This window comes from Pseudomonas sp. GW821-FHT02A08 (genome assembly GCF_059422045.1).
The window spans coordinates 14,686-33,196 of sequence record NZ_JBWKWD010000009.1 but is presented as its reverse complement, the minus strand read 5'-3'; the positions used below and the strand labels follow the sequence as shown (position 1 = coordinate 33,196).

The 18,511-nt window shown below is 58.4% G+C and carries 17 protein-coding genes; 11 read left to right on the top strand and 6 right to left on the bottom strand.

Features of this window, described 5'->3' with window-relative positions:
- Window positions 1–36 precede the first annotated feature (36 nt).
- Window positions 37–603 (top strand): ADP compounds hydrolase NudE, encoded by a 567-nt coding sequence (nudE, locus tag AC07W4_RS09000; RefSeq protein ID WP_495032195.1) that lies wholly within the window; start codon window positions 37–39, stop codon window positions 601–603.
- Window positions 600–1,427, top strand: coding sequence for a 3'(2'),5'-bisphosphate nucleotidase CysQ (cysQ, locus tag AC07W4_RS08995; RefSeq protein WP_495032194.1), 828 nt, complete (start codon window positions 600–602; stop codon window positions 1,425–1,427). The genes nudE and cysQ overlap by 4 nt, the downstream gene beginning before the upstream one ends.
- 73 nt (window positions 1,428–1,500) lie before the next feature.
- On the opposite strand, the gene AC07W4_RS08990 is transcribed toward cysQ, so the two are convergent.
- The 4 genes from AC07W4_RS08990 to rfbC form a co-directional block, all read right to left on the bottom strand.
- On the bottom strand, window positions 1,501–1,956 hold the full coding sequence (locus AC07W4_RS08990; RefSeq protein ID WP_008003181.1) for a YiiD C-terminal domain-containing protein: 456 nt from the start codon (window positions 1,954–1,956) through the stop codon (window positions 1,501–1,503).
- 40 nt (window positions 1,957–1,996) lie between these two features.
- Window positions 1,997–3,391 (bottom strand): sigma-54-dependent transcriptional regulator, encoded by a 1,395-nt coding sequence (locus tag AC07W4_RS08985; RefSeq protein ID WP_008046582.1) that lies wholly within the window; start codon window positions 3,389–3,391, stop codon window positions 1,997–1,999.
- Complete coding sequence (locus AC07W4_RS08980) at window positions 3,388–5,196, bottom strand: sensor histidine kinase (protein ID WP_495032193.1); 1,809 nt, start codon at window positions 5,194–5,196, stop codon at window positions 3,388–3,390. The genes AC07W4_RS08985 and AC07W4_RS08980 overlap by 4 nt, the downstream gene beginning before the upstream one ends.
- A gap of 106 nt (window positions 5,197–5,302) precedes the next feature.
- Window positions 5,303–5,848: a dTDP-4-dehydrorhamnose 3,5-epimerase gene (gene rfbC, locus AC07W4_RS08975; protein ID WP_495032192.1), complete on the bottom strand. Its 546-nt coding sequence runs from the start codon at window positions 5,846–5,848 to the stop codon at window positions 5,303–5,305.
- A gap of 256 nt (window positions 5,849–6,104) precedes the next feature.
- Between rfbC and AC07W4_RS08970 the strand changes: the two genes are divergently transcribed.
- From AC07W4_RS08970 to AC07W4_RS08930, 9 genes are all read left to right on the top strand, one after another.
- Window positions 6,105–9,017, top strand: coding sequence for an aminotransferase (locus tag AC07W4_RS08970; protein WP_495032191.1), 2,913 nt, complete (start codon window positions 6,105–6,107; stop codon window positions 9,015–9,017).
- Window positions 9,018–9,310: 293 nt separating this feature from the next.
- Window positions 9,311–10,417 carry an agmatine deiminase gene (gene aguA / locus AC07W4_RS08965; RefSeq protein WP_495032190.1) on the top strand — a complete coding sequence of 369 codons (1,107 nt, stop codon included), beginning with the start codon at window positions 9,311–9,313 and terminating at the stop codon, window positions 10,415–10,417.
- A gap of 243 nt (window positions 10,418–10,660) precedes the next feature.
- A complete protein-coding gene (locus tag AC07W4_RS08960) occupies window positions 10,661–10,873 on the top strand; it encodes a hypothetical protein (RefSeq protein ID WP_008003171.1) in 213 nt (70 codons plus the stop codon).
- Between the two features lie 302 nt (window positions 10,874–11,175).
- The gene (locus tag AC07W4_RS08955; protein ID WP_495032189.1) at window positions 11,176–11,847 is read left to right on the top strand and encodes a DsbA family protein; all 672 of its coding nucleotides are present in this window, start codon (window positions 11,176–11,178) and stop codon (window positions 11,845–11,847) included.
- A 262-nt stretch (window positions 11,848–12,109) separates the two neighbouring features.
- Window positions 12,110–13,396 carry an OprD family porin gene (locus AC07W4_RS08950; RefSeq protein ID WP_495032188.1) on the top strand — a complete coding sequence of 429 codons (1,287 nt, stop codon included), beginning with the start codon at window positions 12,110–12,112 and terminating at the stop codon, window positions 13,394–13,396.
- A 551-nt stretch (window positions 13,397–13,947) separates the two neighbouring features.
- Complete coding sequence (locus AC07W4_RS08945) at window positions 13,948–14,169, top strand: tautomerase family protein (protein WP_008046542.1); 222 nt, start codon at window positions 13,948–13,950, stop codon at window positions 14,167–14,169.
- Window positions 14,166–14,822, top strand: coding sequence for a DsbA family oxidoreductase (locus tag AC07W4_RS08940; RefSeq protein WP_495032187.1), 657 nt, complete (start codon window positions 14,166–14,168; stop codon window positions 14,820–14,822). The genes AC07W4_RS08945 and AC07W4_RS08940 overlap by 4 nt, the downstream gene beginning before the upstream one ends.
- A 44-nt stretch (window positions 14,823–14,866) precedes the next feature.
- Entirely contained in the window at window positions 14,867–15,577 is a 711-nt protein-coding gene (locus tag AC07W4_RS08935; RefSeq protein WP_495032186.1) for an SDR family NAD(P)-dependent oxidoreductase, read from the top strand.
- A 227-nt stretch (window positions 15,578–15,804) separates the two neighbouring features.
- On the top strand, window positions 15,805–16,044 hold the full coding sequence (locus AC07W4_RS08930; RefSeq protein WP_495032185.1) for a hypothetical protein: 240 nt from the start codon (window positions 15,805–15,807) through the stop codon (window positions 16,042–16,044).
- Window positions 16,045–16,282: 238 nt separating this feature from the next.
- Here AC07W4_RS08930 and AC07W4_RS08925 read toward each other — a convergent pair whose 3' ends face one another.
- Window positions 16,283–16,933 carry a LysE family translocator gene (locus tag AC07W4_RS08925; protein WP_495032184.1) on the bottom strand — a complete coding sequence of 217 codons (651 nt, stop codon included), beginning with the start codon at window positions 16,931–16,933 and terminating at the stop codon, window positions 16,283–16,285.
- A gap of 54 nt (window positions 16,934–16,987) precedes the next feature.
- Window positions 16,988–17,905: a phytanoyl-CoA dioxygenase family protein gene (locus AC07W4_RS08920; protein ID WP_495032183.1), complete on the bottom strand. Its 918-nt coding sequence runs from the start codon at window positions 17,903–17,905 to the stop codon at window positions 16,988–16,990.
- Between the last annotated feature and the right edge of the window lie 606 nt (window positions 17,906–18,511).

The window sequence follows — 18,511 nt, the reverse complement described above, 5'->3', positions numbered from 1 at the left end:
GCGTTATAGTAGCGCGTTCACGCCAAGGAGCTTTGCATGCGCCAGAAACCCACCATACTCGCCCGCGAAATTGTCGCCACCAGTCGATTGTTCTGCGTGGAGGAGATGAAGCTGCGCTTTTCCAACGGCGTGGAGCGCACGTATGAACGCCTGGTCGGCAAGGGTGCCGGGTACGGCGCGGTGATGATCGTGGCGATGCTCGATGCCGAGCACGCGGTGCTGGTCGAGGAGTATTGCGGCGGCACGGATGCATATGAAATGTCGTTGCCCAAGGGTTTGATCGAGCCGGGCGAAGACGTGCTGGCGGCGGCCGAGCGCGAGCTCAAGGAAGAGGCCGGTTTTGGCGCGCGGCAACTGGAGCACCTGACCGAGTTGTCGCTGTCCCCTGGCTACATGAGCCAGAAGATTCAAGTAGTGCTGGCTACCGACCTCTACGAAGAGCGTCTGGAAGGCGACGAGCCAGAGCCGATGCGGGTGGACAAGGTCAATCTGCGTGAGCTCTCGGCGCTTGCACAAAACCCACAATTTACCGAAGGCCGTGCCTTGGCGGCGCTGTACCTGGCCCGAGACCTTTTGACTCAGCGCGGAGTGTTCCAGCAATGAATTTCCCACATCCGATGATGGCATCGGTGATTGAACTGGCCTTGCGGGCCGGTGATGCGATCCTGCCGTTCTGGCGCACGGGCACCGCCGTCACGGCAAAGGCTGATGATTCGCCGGTGACCGCTGCCGACATGGCCGCTCACCACGTGATTCTGGCCGGGCTGACGGCGCTCGACCCGAGCATCCCGGTGCTCTCCGAGGAAGACGCCAACATTCCCCAGGACGTGCGTGCCGGATGGCAGCGCTGGTGGCTGGTCGATCCACTGGATGGCACCAAGGAATTCATCAGCGGCAGCGAAGAGTTCACCGTCAACATCGCCTTGATCGAAAACGGTCGGGTGGTGTTCGGTGTGGTGTCGATGCCGACCAACGGGCGTTTTTACGTCGGCGGAGCGGGACTCGGCGCCTGGCGCGGCGATAAAGGTGGCACGCCCGTGGCGATCAAGGTGCGTGATGCATTAGCGCCCGGCGAGTCGTTCACCGTGGTGGCCAGCCGTCGCCATTCGAGCCCGGAGCAAGAGCGTCTGCTGGCCGGGTTGAGCGCCAGCCTTGGCGAGCTGCAACTGACCAGTATCGGCAGTTCGTTGAAGTTTTGCCTGGTGGCCGAAGGGGCGGCGGATTGCTATCCGCGCCTGGCACTGACTTCCCAATGGGACACGGCGGCAGCGCAAGGCGTGCTGGAAGGCGCGGGAGGTGAGGTGCTGGAGTTGAGCGGTGAGCCGTTCAGCTATCCGGCGCGGGAGTCATTGTTGAATACGTTCTTCCTGGCGTTGCCGGCGAAGGCGGCCTGGCGGGAGAAGCTGCTGGAATTGGCACGCGCATAAGATCGTTCCCACGCGCGGATGCAAATCCTTGTGGGAGCGAGCTCGCTCCCACAGGTTTTGCGGTCGTCCTGGTTTACCGGTGCAACACGTACTGCCCGACAAACCTCACCGCATCCTCATCACGGCCTTCATTGACGACCCGTGTATGCAGCGTCAACCGCGCTCGGCTGTATCGCTGGAAGGTGGTCAGGAATTTCTTCCAGATCACCGGGTCCGGCGCCTGGCAAATGGCGTTGGCATCCCCCGTCACCGGCAGCGGATAGCTGATCTGCCCTTCCTGAATCACGATGTGCCCGTCGGTAATGCCTTCTTCCTTGAGGCGCAGATGCAGCCAGCCCCAACCGGCCAGGACCGCGCCGCAATACAGGCTGCCGCCGAACATGGTGCTCTTGTGGTTGACGTTGGCTTCCAGCGGCAAGTGCAGGCGCAGTTGCTGGTCATGCCAGTCGAGCACTTTGAGGCCCATGTCCCGGGTGAGGGGAATGTCGTGATGGAGAACGGATTCCAGTTGTCGACTGTCGCGGCTCATTCAGGGGCCTCTTGCTTGAAGTGGATGATTGGACGGTAACTCAGTCGAGATCGTCAGGGTGGGCCGAGGCACCACTGTCGGCGAAACTCAGACCGTGCTTGCGCAGTTTGTCGTGCAGGGTCTTGCGCGGAATCCCGAGGGCTTCGGCGACGCTGCGCACCGAGCTGTGGGAGCGTGCCAGTTCGGCGGCGATGAGGGTTTTTTCGAAGTTCTCCACCTGCTCGCTCAAACCGCCGCTGACGACGTCGAGCCTGTTGCCAGCGCCGCCTTGCGGCGTGCTGTTGTCGAGGGCCAGTTCCAGACCGAGGGCGAAACGCTCGGCGGCATTTTGCAGCTCGCGCACGTTGCCGGGCCAGGTGTGGCGCAGCAGCAAGGCACGTTGCCCCGGTTGCAGTTCATGGGGCGGCAAACCGTGGCGGGCACTGGCTTCATCGGCAAAATGCTGGAACAGCATCAGCGCATCTTCGCCCCGTTCGCGCAGCGGTGGAATCCGTAGCGGCGCGACGTTCAGGCGATAATACAGGTCGGCACGGAAACGCCCTTGATCCGCCGCTTGGCGCAGGTCTTCCTTGGTCGCGGCGATGATGCGGATGTCCAGCGGGATCAGTTGATTGCCGCCCAGGCGTTCGACCACCCGCTCTTGCAGCAAGCGCAGCAACTTGACCTGCACATCCAGGCTCATGCTTTCGATTTCATCGAGGAACAGCGTGCCGCCATTGGCGAATTCGAACTTGCCGATGCGGCGTTTCTGCGCGCCGGTGAAGGCGCCGGGCTCGTGACCGAACAGCTCGCTTTCAACCACTGATTCGGCCAGGGCACCGGCGTTGATGGCTACGAACGGTCCGTTACGGCGACTCGATAAATCGTGCAGCGCCCGGGCCACGACTTCTTTGCCGGCGCCGGTTTCGCCGAGGATCAGCACGTCGGCCCTGGTCGCGGCCAGTGCACCGATCTGCTCGCGCAGGCGCAGCATCGAAGGTGAGTGGCCAACCAGCCGCGTGCTCAGCTCGTTGCGGTCGCTCAAGGCCAGCCGCAGGCTGCGGTTGTCCAGTACCAGCCGGCGCAGGGCCAATGCGCGGCGCACGCTGTCGAGCAGGGCGTCGCTGGCGAAGGGCTTTTCCAGAAAGTCATAGGCTCCGGCGCGCATGGCCTGCACCGCCAGCGGCACATCGCCGTGGCCGGTGATCAGCAGCACGGGTAGCTCAGGGTCCTGGGCATGCAGTTCGGTCAACAATTCGAGACCGTCCATGCCGGGCATGCGGATGTCGCTGACCACCACCCCTGGCCAGTCGCGTTCAAGTTGCGCGGCCAGGCCTTTGGCTTCAGCCAGCGGCAGGATTTTCAGGCCCGCCAGATCCAGCGTCTGGCTCAAGGCCTGGCGCAAGTGGGGATCGTCGTCGATCAACACGACCTGAATGCGGTTGTCGATGGTCATGCACTTCGGTCCTCGGACGGTTGCAGGCTCACGCCCGGTGCGCCTGCGCGCAGCTTCAGGGTAATCAGGGCGCCGCCCTCCTTGTGGTTGGCGAACGACAGTTCACCGCCGAAGGCGCGCATCAGGGTTTCGCAAATCGCCAGCCCCAGACCGAGGCCCTGGGTGCGGGTCTTGGTGGTGTAGAACGGCTCGCTGGCGCGCCCAAGGGCTTCCATGCAAAAGCCGGGGCCGTTGTCGCGAATGTACAGGTTGACGCCCTCGGCCGTGGATTGGGCACTCAACCAGAGTTTACGAGGCGGGCCTTTTTCCGTCAGGGCATCCAGGGCGTTGGCCAGCAGATTGCCGAGTACCTGGCGCAGGCGGGTTTCCCCGGCCTCGACCCACAGGGTGGCGGCGGGCAAGTCGCGGATCAGCTCGACTTCCATGCTGCGTCGACGCTTGGCCAGCAAGGCCAGGGCATCGTCCAGCGCCGGTTGCAGGGCGACGCTTTCCGGGGCATGTCGGTCGCGACGGGCAAAGGCGCGCAGGTGGGCGATGATCGAGGCCATGCGCCCGGTCAATTCGCTGATCAGCTTGAGGTTGCCGCGGGCATCGTCGGTGCGCTGGTGATCGAGCAACACTTCGGCGTTTTCCGCGTAGCTGCGAATCGCTGCCAGCGGCTGATTGAGTTCATGGCTGATGCTCGCCGACATGGTGCCCAGTGCCGACAGTTTGCCGGCCTGCACCAGATCATCCTGGGCGCGTACCAGCTCCTGCTGAGCCTGTTCGCGTTCCAGCACTTCCTGTTTCAGACGCCGGTTCAGGCCCTCGAGATCGCTGGTGCGCTCGGCGACCCGGCCCTCCAGCTCGCGGCGGGCCTTGGCTTCGAAAGCAATGCGTTCGAGGTAATGGCGGCGGCGCTGCATCATCAGGCCAAGCAACAGCATCAACACCAGCAGCGTTGCACCGCCGATGGCCACCACCGTGCGCACCGGGCGGTCGATCAAGGTGCGCGGGGCGAGGATGCTGACATTCCAGCCGGTTTCGGCGATCTGTTGGGTCTGGGTCAGCCAGGCATTGGGGTTGAGCTCCAGCGGTTTGGGCTCGCGGGTTGGATAGGGCTGGATCGCCGTAATGGCCTTGCTTTCCTCCTCGCTCAACGGACGGGTCGAGCGGAATCGCCACTCCGGTCGCGAGGTGAGAATGACGACGCCGTTGTGGTCGGTCAGCAGCAGTTGTTCCGGGGTTTTGCCCCAGAGGCTTTCGGTGTGGTCGAGGTCGACTTTGACCACCAGCACGCCTACGATTTTTTCGCCGTCACGCACGCCGGCGGCGAAGAAGTATCCGCGCTTGGCGGAGGTCGTGCCCAGGCCGAAAAAACGCCCGAGCCGCCCGGCCATGGCTTCGCTGAAATACGGTCGGAAGGAAAAATTGCGCCCGACGAAACTGTCGTGCTTGTCCCAGTTGGAGGCCGCCAGGGTCTTGCCGGTGGTGTCCATCAGGTACATGACTTCGGCACCGGTCTGGGTGGCGATGTTTTTCAGCAGGCGGTTGGCGTTGCCTTGGGTGACTCCATCGTCCGGTGCACCGACAACAGCGCGCAGGGCCGGCAGGTCGCCGAGGATCTGCGGCAACACTTCATAGCGGTGCAGGGTGCCCAGCAGGTTGGCGACGTAGAGGTCGAGGGTCTGACGATTCTGACTGGCCAGTTCGCTGCGGTAGTAACGCTCGGCGAGATGCTCCAGTGGCCACAGCAACGGCGCCAGGCACAGTGCCAGCAGGGCCAGGCTGCGCCAACGGGGTCTGGGAGGAAGAGTCGGTTTCATGAGCAGCATGCGCCTGTGGGTACAGGCGCATTATGCCTAGGCTTGCGGGCGCAGTCTGCGCGCTGTGGGTCAGGCGCGTTTTTGCGCTGAAGCTTGCGCCGGGTTATCAGGCGAAGACTTCGGCGTCCTTGAGGAATGCAGCGGCCTGGTCCTTTGCCGACAGCTGCGGCGTGCCTTCCAGTTGCCAATCGATAGCCAGGTCCGGGTCGTCCCAGCGAATGCTGCGCTCGGCGGACGGGGTGTAGTAATCGGTGGTTTTGTAGAGGAACTCGGCGAAATCGCTCAGCACCACGAAACCGTGGGCAAAGCCTTCCGGAATCCAGATCTGGCGATGGTTATCGGCGGACAGGACCACCGCAACCGATTTGCCGAAATGAGGCGAACTGCGGCGGATGTCCACGGCAACGTCGAGTACTTCACCGGCCGTGACGCGAACCAGTTTGCCTTGTGTGTTCGTCAGTTGGTAATGCAAACCACGCAACACGCCTTTTTGCGAGCGGGAATGGTTGTCCTGAACGAACTGAGTGTCCAGACCGGTGGCTTCTGCGAAAGCCCTGGCGTTGAAGCTCTCATAGAAGAAACCACGTTCGTCGCCAAAGACCTTGGGTTCGAGGATCAGAACACCGGGCAGGTCGGTGGTCACTACATTCATGGTGGCTCTCCAGATGCATGCATTTAGGGCCGCCATTCTTGCGCAAAGTGCCATTCGAGGCGAGTGCCAGAACAAAAACCTGTGGGAGCGGGCTTGCTCGCGAAGGCGGAGTGACAGGCAACCTGAATGTGACTGACACGCCCTCTTCGCGAGCAAGCCCGCTCCCACAAATGCCCTCGTACCGGCTTGCGGGGGGTTGCGTATCGCCCGAAGCAGTGGCGATATAGGTGCCTAATAAAATTTCAGGGGTCGTTGTATGCCGCTCGCTACGTTGATTCATCGCGCCAGTTTGCCCAGCCCGCAGGTGTCTGCGGAGCAAGCGCTAGAGCTGCTGGAAGAACATTACGGGTTCAGCGGCAGACTGCAGGCCCTCGGCAGCCAGCAAGACCTGAACTACCGCGTCGACAGCGAGCGCGGACGTTTCGTCCTGAAAATCTGCCGTGGCGACTACTCGGTACTGGAGCTTCAGGCGCAACATGCCGGGCTCAAGCATCTGGGCGAGCACCCCGATGTTCATGTGCCGCGTGTTATTGCTGCGACAAACGGTGCAGAGCTGCTGTCTCTGGACGTCGGTGGCCAGGCGGTGCACGTTCGCCTGCTCGACTACATCGAAGGCCAGCCGCTGACGAGCCTCGGTCGTTTCAACCCGACAGTGGTGTCCGGCTTCGGTCGCCTGTGCGGTGAAATGGACCTGGCCCTGGCGGATTTCGACCATCCGGGCCTGGTGCGAACCCTGCAATGGGACGCCCGCCACGCTCACGCCCTGATCGCGCACTTGCTGCCGGTGATCAAGGATGAAGCCCGGCGCAAACTGATCGTCGACGCGTCCGCACAAGCCGAACGGCATTTGCAGCCGCTGGAAGCCAAGCTGCCGGTGCAGGCCATTCACATGGACATCACCGATGACAACGTGGTGTGGCAGCGCGACGCGCAGCGCCATTGGCAGTTGCAAGGCGTGATCGATTTCGGCGACCTGGTGCGCACCTGGCGCATCACCGATCTCTCGGTCACCTGCGCTGCGCTGCTGCATCATGGCGAGGGCGATCCGTTCTGCATTTTGCCGGCCATCCAGGCGTATCACGCGGTCAATCCGTTGCAATACGAAGAACTGCTGGCGCTGTGGCCGCTGATCGTCGCCCGCGCGGCGGTGCTGGTGCTCAGCGGCGAACAGCAGGTCAGTATCGATCCGGGCAATGCCTACAGCCGCGATAACCTGGTCCATGAATGGGAAATCTTCCGTGTGGCCACGTCGGTGCCGTTGGCGTTGATGGAAGCGGCGATCCTCACCGCCGTCGGCCAGAACCTTCCAATCATCGGCAGCGAAGGTTTCGCGCCGCTGTTGCCGAGCCTGGTGGGGCGTGAGTTCGCATTGATCGACCTGGGGGTGCTCAGTCCGCATTTCGAGGCCGGGAACTGGGAGCAGGAGGGTGTCGATCAGCGCCTGCTGGATGAAGCGGCCGCGGCACATGGCCTGGCGGCCAGTCGTTACGGACAATACCGCCTGTCCCACACCCGCCCGGACAGCGCCACTGAACCGGACACTTGCCCGTTGCACGTCGAGTTGCGTGTGCCTCAGGGCACGGCAGTCGAAGCACCGTTTGCCGGGGTGGTGCATCACCCATCGGCGGGCGTGCTGCAACTGGACGGCCCGCAATTGAGTGTGCGGCTTTGGGGCGTCACTCCGTCGCTACACAGCGGCGCGGCCCTGGTCAAAGGCCAGGTACTGGGCTCGGTAAGCGGGCCTTTGATCGTGCAGTTGTGCCGTGGCGTGTCGATCAATGCGCCGTTGTTCTGTACTCCTTCGCGCGCGGCGGCCTGGCAAGCGTTGTGCCCATCACCGGCAACATTGCTGGGGCTGGCCTGTGATGCCGAAGCCGAGCTCGACGGACCGACCTTGCTGGCCCGGCGCGATGCCAGCTTTGCCCGTACGCAAAAGCACTATTACGTTGATCCGCCGCGCATCGAGCGTGGCTGGCGCAACCATCTGATCGACATGCAGGGTCGCTCCTACCTCGACATGCTCAACAACGTTGCGGTATTGGGTCACGGTCATCCACGCATGGCCGCCGTCGCCAGCCGCCAGTGGTCGTTGCTCAACACCAACTCGCGTTTCAACTACGCAGCCGTGGCCGAGTTCTCCGAACGTTTGCTGAAGCTGTCTCCGGATGGCATGGACCGGGTGTTCCTGGTCAACAGCGGCAGCGAGGCCAACGATCTGGCGATTCGTCTGGCGTGGGCCTACAGCGGCGGTCGCGACATGCTCAGCGTGCTGGAGGCCTATCACGGCTGGACGGTGGGCGCGGATTCGGTGTCGACCTCGATCGCCGACAATCCCAAGGCCTTGAGCAGCCGCCCGGACTGGGTGCACCCGGTGACCGCGCCAAACACCTATCGCGGTGAATTCCGTGGCCCAGACAGTGCGCCGGATTATGTGCGCAGCGTCGAACACAACCTGGCGAAAATCGCCGAGCAAAAACGCCAACTGGCCGGTTTCATCTGTGAACCGGTGTACGGCAATGCTGGCGGTATCTCGCTGCCGCCAGGCTATTTGAAACAAGTCTATGCGATGGTCCGGGCTCGGGGCGGCGTGTGCATCGCCGACGAAGTGCAGGTGGGCTACGGGCGCATGGGCAATTTCTTCTGGGGCTTTGAAGAGCAGGGTGTGGTGCCCGACATCATCACCATGGCCAAGGGGATGGGCAACGGTCAGCCACTGGGCGCGGTCATCACCCGCCGGGAAATCGCCGAGGCGCTGGAGGCCGAGGGTTACTTCTTCTCGTCTGCCGGCGGCAGCCCGGTCAGTTGCCAGGTCGGCATGGCCGTGCTGGATGTGATGCAAGAGGAAAAACTCTGGGAGAACGCCCAGGTCGTGGGCGGGCACTTCAAGCAGCGTCTCGAAGCGTTGATCGATATTCATCCGTTAGTGGGGGCGGTGCACGGTTCCGGTTTCTACCTGGGCGTCGAACTGATCCGCAACCGCGAAACCCTGGAGCCGGCCACTGAAGAAACCACCGCACTGTGCGACCGCTTGCGCGAGTTGGGGATTTTCATGCAGCCGACTGGCGATTACCTGAACATCCTCAAGATCAAGCCGCCGATGGTCACTTCGCGCCAGAGCGTGGACTTCTTCGTGGACATGCTGTCGAAGGTGCTGGCGGAAGGGTTGTAGACACATCCCCCTGTAAATGCGGGCCAATGTGGGAGCGGGCTTGCTCGCGAAAGCGGCATTCCAGGCTCAATATTTGTGTCGGATGTACCGGCCTCTTCGCGAGCAAGCCCGCTCCCACATGAATGGTGGTTCTAGTTCGATTGATATCGGCATATTGTCGATTATTTTTGTAACTCTGGATGTAAGGTGCTTTAAATGCCGATATTTATCGGATATAAAGTGGCCAGTCCACGGCGTGTACCAATGCGCTTCCATTTCTGTCAGGTATCAATGTCACTCCGGAGTCCTGAGCCATGACCACGTTGAACAGCACCCCTCGCGCCGACGGCTTCTACATGCCAGCCGAATGGGCACCCCAAACCCAGACCTGGATGATCTGGCCCGAGCGTCCCGACAACTGGCGCCTGGGGGGCAAACCGGCACAAGCCGCCCACGTGGCAGTGGCCAAGGCGATCGCTCGTTTCGAACCGGTGACCGTGGCGGTTTCCGCTGGCCAATACGAAAACGCCCGTGCCCGTCTGGACGTGCCGAATATTCGTGTGGTTGAAATGTCCAGCGACGACGCCTGGGTCCGCGACTCCGGTCCGACCTTCGTCATCAACAACGGTGGCGAAGTCCGTGGCGTGAACTGGGACTTCAACGCCTGGGGCGGTTTTGACGGCGGCCTGTATTCGCCATGGAACCGTGACTCGCAGGTTGGCGGCAAGATCCTCGAGATCGAGCGCAGCCCGCGCTACCGCACCGAAGGCTTCGTGCTGGAAGGCGGTTCGATTCACGTCGACGGCGAAGGCACCCTGATCACCACCGAAGAGTGCCTGCTCAATCGCAATCGAAACCCGCACATGAACCGCGCAGAAATCGAAGCGGTCCTGAGTGCGAACCTGGCTGTGGATAAAATCATCTGGCTGCCGGATGGCTTGTTCAACGATGAAACCGACGGCCATGTGGATAACTTCTGTTGCTACGTGCGCCCGGGCGAAGTGCTGCTGGCCTGGACCGATGATCCACAGGACCCGAACTACCCGCGCTGCCAGGCGGCGATGAAAGTGCTGCAAAGCAGCACCGACGCCAAGGGCCGCCCATTCACGGTGCACAAGATGCCGATCCCGGGTCCGCTGTTTGCGACCGAGGAAGAATGCGCCGGTGTCGATCCGGTCGATGGTACGCAGGAACGTAATCCGACTGTTCGTCTGGCCGGTTCCTACGTGAACTTCCTGATCGTCAACGGCGGCATCATCGCGCCGAGCTTCGACGACCCGCAGGATGGCCCTGCAAAGGAAATCTTGCAGAACCTGTTCCCACAGCACGAAGTGGTGATGGTGCCTGGTCGCGAACTGTTACTGGGGGGCGGCAATATTCACTGCCTTACCCAGCAACAACCCGCGCCACACAAGGAGTGAGTGAGGTCGTAACAGCTTGAGTTGATTGCGAAATCCCTCAGGTTGTCGATCAGCCTCCCGGATTGCACGGAGCCCGCGGCCCTACAGGCCTGCGGGCTTTTTTGTATCCGCCGGGCCACACTTCAGACACCTTGGCACAGCTCTTGTATCTCTGTTTTCGTAACTTGGGGAGGGGAGGACTTCGATGTTCTGTCATAAACCTTGGATAAGTTAGCCGCTCACAAACCGGGAGAGAGCGCTGAAATGAACGCCGAAGTGAATGTTGTGGGCGAAAAGGCGTTGCATCCCCTGGCAGTAAACAGCGAATCGCTCCAGATCCTGGCGCACTGGTTCAAGTCCAATGGAATGCGTCAGATCAGTGAAACTGATCCGCGCCGGACGATGATCGAGCGTTACCCTGCTGGTTTATTCAGCGAGGCGGAACTGGATGCGTTGTGGGATGTAATGGAAGGATAAGAAGAAAAACAACGGATTGAGCAAGAAAAAGCGCTGCCGGGATGGCAGCGCTTTTTTTTGCCTGATACAAATCTCCCAAACACGGGAGAACGACTGTGGGAGCGGGCTTGCTCGCGAAGGCGTCGTGCCAGTCAATGTAAATGTCGACTGATCCTCCGCTATCGCGAACAGGCTGATTCCCACTGGCAACCATTCGACCGATTCAAGCAACAGACTGAAAGCCAATCCGGCGTTTTTCCGGAGCCGCCGCAGCACTAACCTGCCGACATCGAATTTTCCTGAATTTCTGTCGGAGCTTTCCCATGATCCTGCATTACGTCTACGACCCCTTGTGCGGTTGGTGCTACGGCGCCAAACCGCTGGTGCAGGCCGCCCAAGCTGTGCTGCCCGTGATTGCCCACGGCGGCGGCATGATGACGGGGGCCAATCGGCAAAAGGTTTCGCCACAACTGCGCAGTTACGTCATGCCCCATGATCGGCGCATTGCCGAATACAGCGGGCAGCCGTTCGGCGAAGCCTATTTCGAAGGTTTGCTGCGTGATCACAGCGCCGTGTTCGACTCGGCTCCACCCATCGCTGCAGTGCTGGCTGCCGAGCAAATGACCGGTCGCGGACTGGAGTTGCTGGGGCGTTTGCAAAGTGCTCACTACGTGGAGGGGCGTCGCATTGCCGACGAATCGGTACTGTTTGAACTTGCTCAGGGCATGGGACTGGCACGCGAAACCTTCGAAAGAGCCTTCAGGGCGGCCGATACCGAAGGCCATATCAGGAACAGTCGGGCTCTTTTGGCCAAGGTCGGTGGGCAGGGCTTTCCGACCCTGGCGCTTGAGCACAATGACCAGTTCACCCTGATCGATATCGGGCCATGGCTGGGCAAACCCCAGGCATTTGCGCAGTGGCTGGGTCAGTCACTGCCGGAGCAGGGCTCATCCGATTCCGGAGCAGCCTGTAGTCTCGATGGTTGCGTTGATTGAATATTCCTGCCGCGTAAAGCAATTTCTTAGACGATTTTCGCCTGTTTTTAGAAGGTTCATGAAATTGACACACCGTTGAGGGCGCAGCTACGATTCGGCCAAAACGCCTGTGGCCGACCGCCACGATCAAAAATTATAAAAAGGCCCGCCGCGAGAAATCGTGGGCGGGCCTTTTTGTTTTCGCATTGAAATAAGAGCGCGATAGCGCCGTTTCGGCCGTTCGACACAGCGCGTATCAACCGGAAATAAGGAAAAGAACAAAATGTTGAACAAGCGAATCAGCCTGATCGCTCTGGGGATGTTGAGTGCGACACAGGCCATGGCGAACGACCAGGCCGAATCCAAGGGTTTTGTTGAAGACAGCAGCCTCAAAGTGCTGCTGCGCAACGCCTACATCAACCGTGACTTCAAAGACGGCAACCCGGATAAATCCGAGTGGGGCCAGGCGGCCATCGGTACGTTCTCGTCCGGCTTCACCCAAGGTACCGTGGGCGTGGGTGTGGATGCTTTCGGGCTGTACGCACTGAACCTGGAGCGCAGCGAAGATCGTAGCGGCGCGCAAGGCATCGATTTCTTCAAGAAGGGCGACAGCGGCCAGCCGGCGGACGACCTGTCCAAGGGCGGCGCGGCGATCAAGTTCCGCCTGTCCAGCACCACCCTGACCTACGGCGACCAGATGCCGGCCCTGCCGGTGCTGAACTACGACAACTCGCGCCTGCTGCCGGAAAGCTACACCGGCACCTTGATCACTTCCAAGGAGATCAAAGGCCTGCAACTGGACGCCGGTCGTTTCACCGCCGAATCGCGTAAAAGTGCCGAAGGCCGTGACAGCGGTGGCTTGAAGTCGATCAACGTATTGGGCGGTAGCTACCAGTTCACCGAGCAATTCAAGGCCGCGCTGTACGCTTCCGACGTCGAAGACGTGCTGAAAAAACAATACGTGAACGCCAACTACGTGTTCCCGATCGACAAGGATCAGTCCCTGACCCTGGACTTCAACGGCTACCGCACCAAGCTGGAAGATTCCTACGTCCGCGAAAACGCTATCACCGGCGACGACAACAAAATCTGGAGCCTGGCGGCCACCTTCATCACCGGCCCGCACTCGTTCACCCTCGCGCACCAGCGCAGCACCGGCGACAGCAACCTGGGCTACGCCTACGGCGGCTACCAGAAAGACCAGGGCCGCGTCGGCGACGGTGGCAACACCATCTACCTGGCGAACTCCTACTGGTCTGACTTCAACGCCGAAGACGAACGCAGCTGGCAACTGGGCTACGGCCTGGATTTCAGCACCTTCGGTGTACCGGGCCTGAGCTACAACTTCGCCTACGTGCGTGGCGACAACATCACCACGTCCACCAGCGAAGGCGGCACCGAGCGCGAGATCTTCAACCAGATCAAATACGTCGTGCAAAGCGGCCCGGCCAAAGACCTCAGCGTGAAACTGCGCAGCTCGGTGCTGCGGGTGTCGCAGAAGTCGAGTGAGTACAACGTCAGCGGCAACGAAGTGCGTGTGTTTGTGGATTACCCGATCAATATTTTCTGATGATGGGGTGTGGTTTCGAGGCCTGATCAGAGGCTGAGAAAGAAAAAGCCCCGACTGGTTCGGGGCTTTTTTGTGGGCATAAAAAAGCAACCGATTAGGCTGCTTTTAAAAGAGGTCTCACCCGGGCGCTGATTTTCAGGTCATCAACGGGGTTCCTAACGCCGACTATCGCCACCTGATGGCAGTCGGTTTCGCGCTAGAGGATATCGAACAAATCAGTTTCAGAAGGACTTGCCGGCGTCTGTTCGCGAAATGAATGAGAGCCGCGTCAGCCCTATCGCGGAGGGTAAGCCTTAACAAATGCATTCGCGCTTCAACGCGAACGTGTCGCCCGCAGCGACATGTCCCGAAGACGTGTCGCAAAAAGTGGAAAATTGCGACACGTAAGCAAATGGACGACAGAAAAAACGGCATAGAGTCCTACAGTAATCATTACACCACGTAACGAATGAAGTTCCCGCCCCCACCTTTATCCCCTCCCGCCAACCCCATACATTCATCTCCAACGCCTCTCCCATCATCCCGACGGGAAGGTCACTGGAGTTGCCCACATGCCTTTCGTAACCGTACGCATCACTCGCGATGGCGTTACCACTGAGCAGAAAGCTCAGGTGATCGCCGAAATCACTGAAACACTGGAACGCGTCCTCAACAAGCGCCCTGACCTGACCCACATCGTGATCGAGGAAGTCGACACCGATAACTGGGGTTACGCCGGCATCACCACTACCCAGTACCGCAAGCAACTGGCCGAGGCGGAGGGGCAGTCATGACGTCCTCCGTCACCATCGATTTCATCTCCGATGTGGTGTGCCCCTGGTGCGCATTGGGGGCGACGGCGCTGGAGCAGGCGATCGAGAACGTGGCCGGGGAAGTCTCGGTCGAGCTGACCTACAAGCCGTTCGAATTGAACCCGAACATGCCGGCCGAAGGTGAGCCAGCGGTCGAGCACTTGATGCGTAAATACGGGCGCACTGCTGAAGACGTCGCTGCCGGCAAGGCCATGCAGATCGCTCGCGGCGAGGCCATCGGCTTCAAGTTCGATCTGGAGAAGCGTACGCACTTCTACAACACCTTTGATGCGCACCGTTTGTTGTTGTGGGCGTTGCAGGAAGGCCGGCAAGTCGAGCTGAAGAAGGTCCTGCTTCGGGGCTATTTCAGCGAAGGCCAGAACCCGAGTGATCACCAGGCGCTGGTGAGTCTGGCGACTGAAGCGGGGCTGGACGGGGCAACTGCACAAGAGGTGCTGGCGTCCGATGCGTTCGCCGCTGAGGTGCGGGAACTTGAAACTTACTACCAGCAGCACGGCATCAACTCAGTTCCGGCAATGGTGCTGAACGGTCGCCACCTGGTGTCCGGTTCGCAATCGGTCGAGTACTACGAACAGATGTTGAGAGAAATGGCCAAGGCACCGGCCGACGCCTGATTACAGATTTTCTACCCCACTTTTAATTGTCAGAGGTCTTCATCATGAGCATTTCGAAAAAAGTCATCGTTATCACCGGCGCATCCCAAGGTCTCGGCGACGGTATGGTCAAAGCCTTTCGTGAACTCGGTTATCGGATCGTCGCCACTTCGCGTTCGATCAAGCCGTCCACCGATCCGGACATTCTCACCGTGGCCGGTGACATCGGCGAGCCGGAAACCGCCCAACGGGTCATCCGTGAAGCGATGTCCCGTTTCGGTCGCATCGACACCCTGGTCAACAACGCCGGGATCTTCATCGCCAAGCCGTTCACCGCGTACACCGCAGAAGACTACGCCAATGTGTTGTCGGTGAACCTCAATGGCTTCTTCTACATCACCCAACTCGCCATCGCCGAGATGGAAAAGCAAGGCAGCGGCCACGTCGTCAATATCACCACCAGCCTGGTGGACCACGCCATCGACGGCGTGCCATCGGTACTTGCTTCGCTGACCAAGGGCGGCCTCAACGCGGCCACCAAATCCCTGGCCATCGAATACGCCAAGCGCGGGATCCGGGTGAACGCGGTCAGCCCAGGCATCATCAAGACCCCGATGCACGGCGAAGAAACCCACGCCGCACTGGGCAATCTGCACCCGGTCGGGCACATGGGCGAGGTCGATGATATTGCGCAGGCGGTCGTGTATCTGGACGGCGCCAAGTTTGTTACTGGCGAAATCTTGCACGTGGATGGTGGTCAGAGCGCGGGTCACTGAAAGCGATTTTTCAAAGCCCGGAAACAACAAAGCCCCTGCATTGCTGCAGGGGCTTTGTTTTGTATGGTGCCGGCATCAGGGAATCAAACCCGGGACCTACTGATTACAAGCGGCCTGCCTGGATGTTTTTCCCCGTTTCATGACGTATCTCCTATCTCGACCTAACCAGCATTTATGGGGCTTTCACGCACTTTCCGTCTTTCTACGTTTCACTCGTTAGCCTACCTTTGCATGAGAAACTGGGAACGAACGGGGAAAACGGGGAAGAGATTGCTAAGCGCACGCGCATGGCGCAATGGGCGGCGCAGGTACTGACCACGCATTACCCGGGCCGAGTGTATGCCCTGCTACGCCAGATCAGCGAGAAGGATGTTGAGACGGCTCAGATGGAGGTTTTCGAGCGTTCGGTGATGGATGACGTGGTGGCCTTGGAACTGGCCGCCAAGTACGCGACAACGCCGGATTAATTCCCTGGCGTTGAGGTGACCGTAGGCCGCTGGGTTAAATCCTGGCGGCCTTTTTATTTGCACACTACCAACACTCGAGTTTCATCCGACTGAAAAGTGCAGAAAAACCTGGTACGCAATGAATGCCGTAACCAGGTGACATAGCGTATGTTCTTTAGATCCGCTTCTCTATGCTGAGAGATGAAAGCTCACTTTAAGTCGGAAGTTTATACGTCGAAGTAGAAATAATATGTGGGCGTCACACACTTTCAACCATCAAGCTAAAATTAATGGAGAACATCAAGGCTGCTGAAAAGCAGATAAACACAATCCCCCCAATTCTATTGACGATTAAAAAACCTCTACCAAGAGAAACTTTTTGTCGTGCAGACGTGGCGATATATCCATAGGTGAAGTGAATTAAGAACACCAGTGTGCAAAACGTGGATGCCAATAATGTGAATTGAGGGATGAACGGTTGATCTGCCTTTATAAACTGCGGAAAAAGAGCCATAAAGAAAACGATTGGCTTTGGGTTAAGCATCGAAATGAAAAAGCCCTGTCTGAACCGAGCCAACACACTTGGAGTGCACTCAGAATGTGTTATTTCATTCAGATTTTTTTGAAGCCTCGGCTTGGATCGTAGGAGTTTCAACCCAAGGTAAATTAAGTAGGCCGCGCCTAATAGTTTAACGACATTCATCATCCAGGCAGAACTGGAAATAATCGCCCCGACACTGCTTGCTGCAATGATAGAGATCCCTCCCATGCCGAGAGTTACTCCTAAGATTCCAGGCAAAGCGTTCTTCAGTCCATACGTGAGTGAGTTTGTTAGCGTCAGTAACACCCCTGGACCCGGACTGGCGATCGTCAAGCATGATATCGTCACGTAAAAAAGATATTCTTCCATTGCCTATCTCCACGCAAAACAAAAGAAGGGCATAAACCCTTCTAATTATATATTTTACTTCGAGGTTTCTAACGAGCGGTACTCTTGACCTTCAAAGAATGGGCTATTAACAAGTAGTTCGCCATGCTCCTTTGCGACTTCCAAGTGAAAGCGCGTTGGACCAGAGTATTTGAAGTGTTCGCGGGGAATTTCAAGGTCATGAGCGCGGCGATAGTCATAGGTACTGGTGTCACAGAAGAAACGCATGACAAACGCTGCGCGCGAGCTTACGGGGCCTTCCTCCAGCATGATGCTTCTGTGAATGACATTTTTGTCGAAAATGAGTGCGTCACCCACCTCAAATTCGTCCTCTACGGCAAAATGGTCCAACAACTTTTTAATCGCCGGATCATTCAAAGGGCCATCACGAAGGTGTACAAACTCATCAATGGTGGTCTCCTCGCCTCGCTCAATCCGCTCCGACAGAAGTTGGAAGATCGAAGGATCGACGTGTTCATACATGAACGCACCCGATACGGCGTCTTTTGGGACATACGCCATACCGCCTCGTTGCCCTTTTGGGTCGATATTTACTAAGGGAGCCCAGATTGTGCAGCCATAGTCTTCCGCTTGGTGATAGCCGAAGCTTTGCGTACCAATATGCCAAGGAAACCCCTTGTTTTTCATCTTTTCAAGCTCAAAGGAAAGAGCCTGGGCAAAAAACATGGTTTTACCAGTCAATTTTTTCATGACTTGTTTGAAGTGGTCGTCTTGAATAACGCTGGCAATCATCGGATCGCCATCATACATATCAAATGCCAGTCGGCTAAATCCGCTCTGATACTTATCAGTAGGAGTGGAAATACGATCGCCAATGGTTGACGTCAAATAGCCAGTTATATCTCTGTTATAAAAGCCTTTGAGAAAAAGAAAGCCCTGCCTGCGAAACTTCATCACCTGATCTTCGGTTACTTCAAACTTTTCATTGATCATTACAGCTCCATGTTTTACTTGCTGATGCGTTTTTTAGCATGAGACATTCAATGCGCTATTAAATCCGACTAATTTTTCATACCCTAGGCATCGCGCACTGCAAGGTGCCCGTTATGGATGCGGGATATAAAATCAGGCGGGGATTTGTTGCTCGAAATTTAGGATGTCTGAATAGCGGCAATTAGCACATGAAATGTCATTCCTTTTACTTGTAAAACTCCCTAGATGAGTAGCTCCTCTTCTCACCTCGGTAAAGCCTAGTATGATAAATCTAATTTGTAAACATTTTCTAAGTGTAAAATTCGCTGGGTACTTATCCGTTTTGTGCAAGTTTGTTAATTGAATTTGTAGCACTGTATTAGCGGAGTGAGGCTGTCATGAAATGAAAAGTATTTGTCGTCAAATGAATGACTAGATGTAGCAAAAATGCGTAGGTGTTGATAGCTGTCTCGGCTCCGAGATAATCGGCATGCATCAGTCACTGCCGTAAACATCGACAGCCTGCTCAGCGAATACGAGGGGGCATGAACTAGCGTGCTGCTTATGTACTGAGAATTGACCAACCCTGAGTATTGGCTACAAAAACTTTAGGTGAGCGTATGCGGG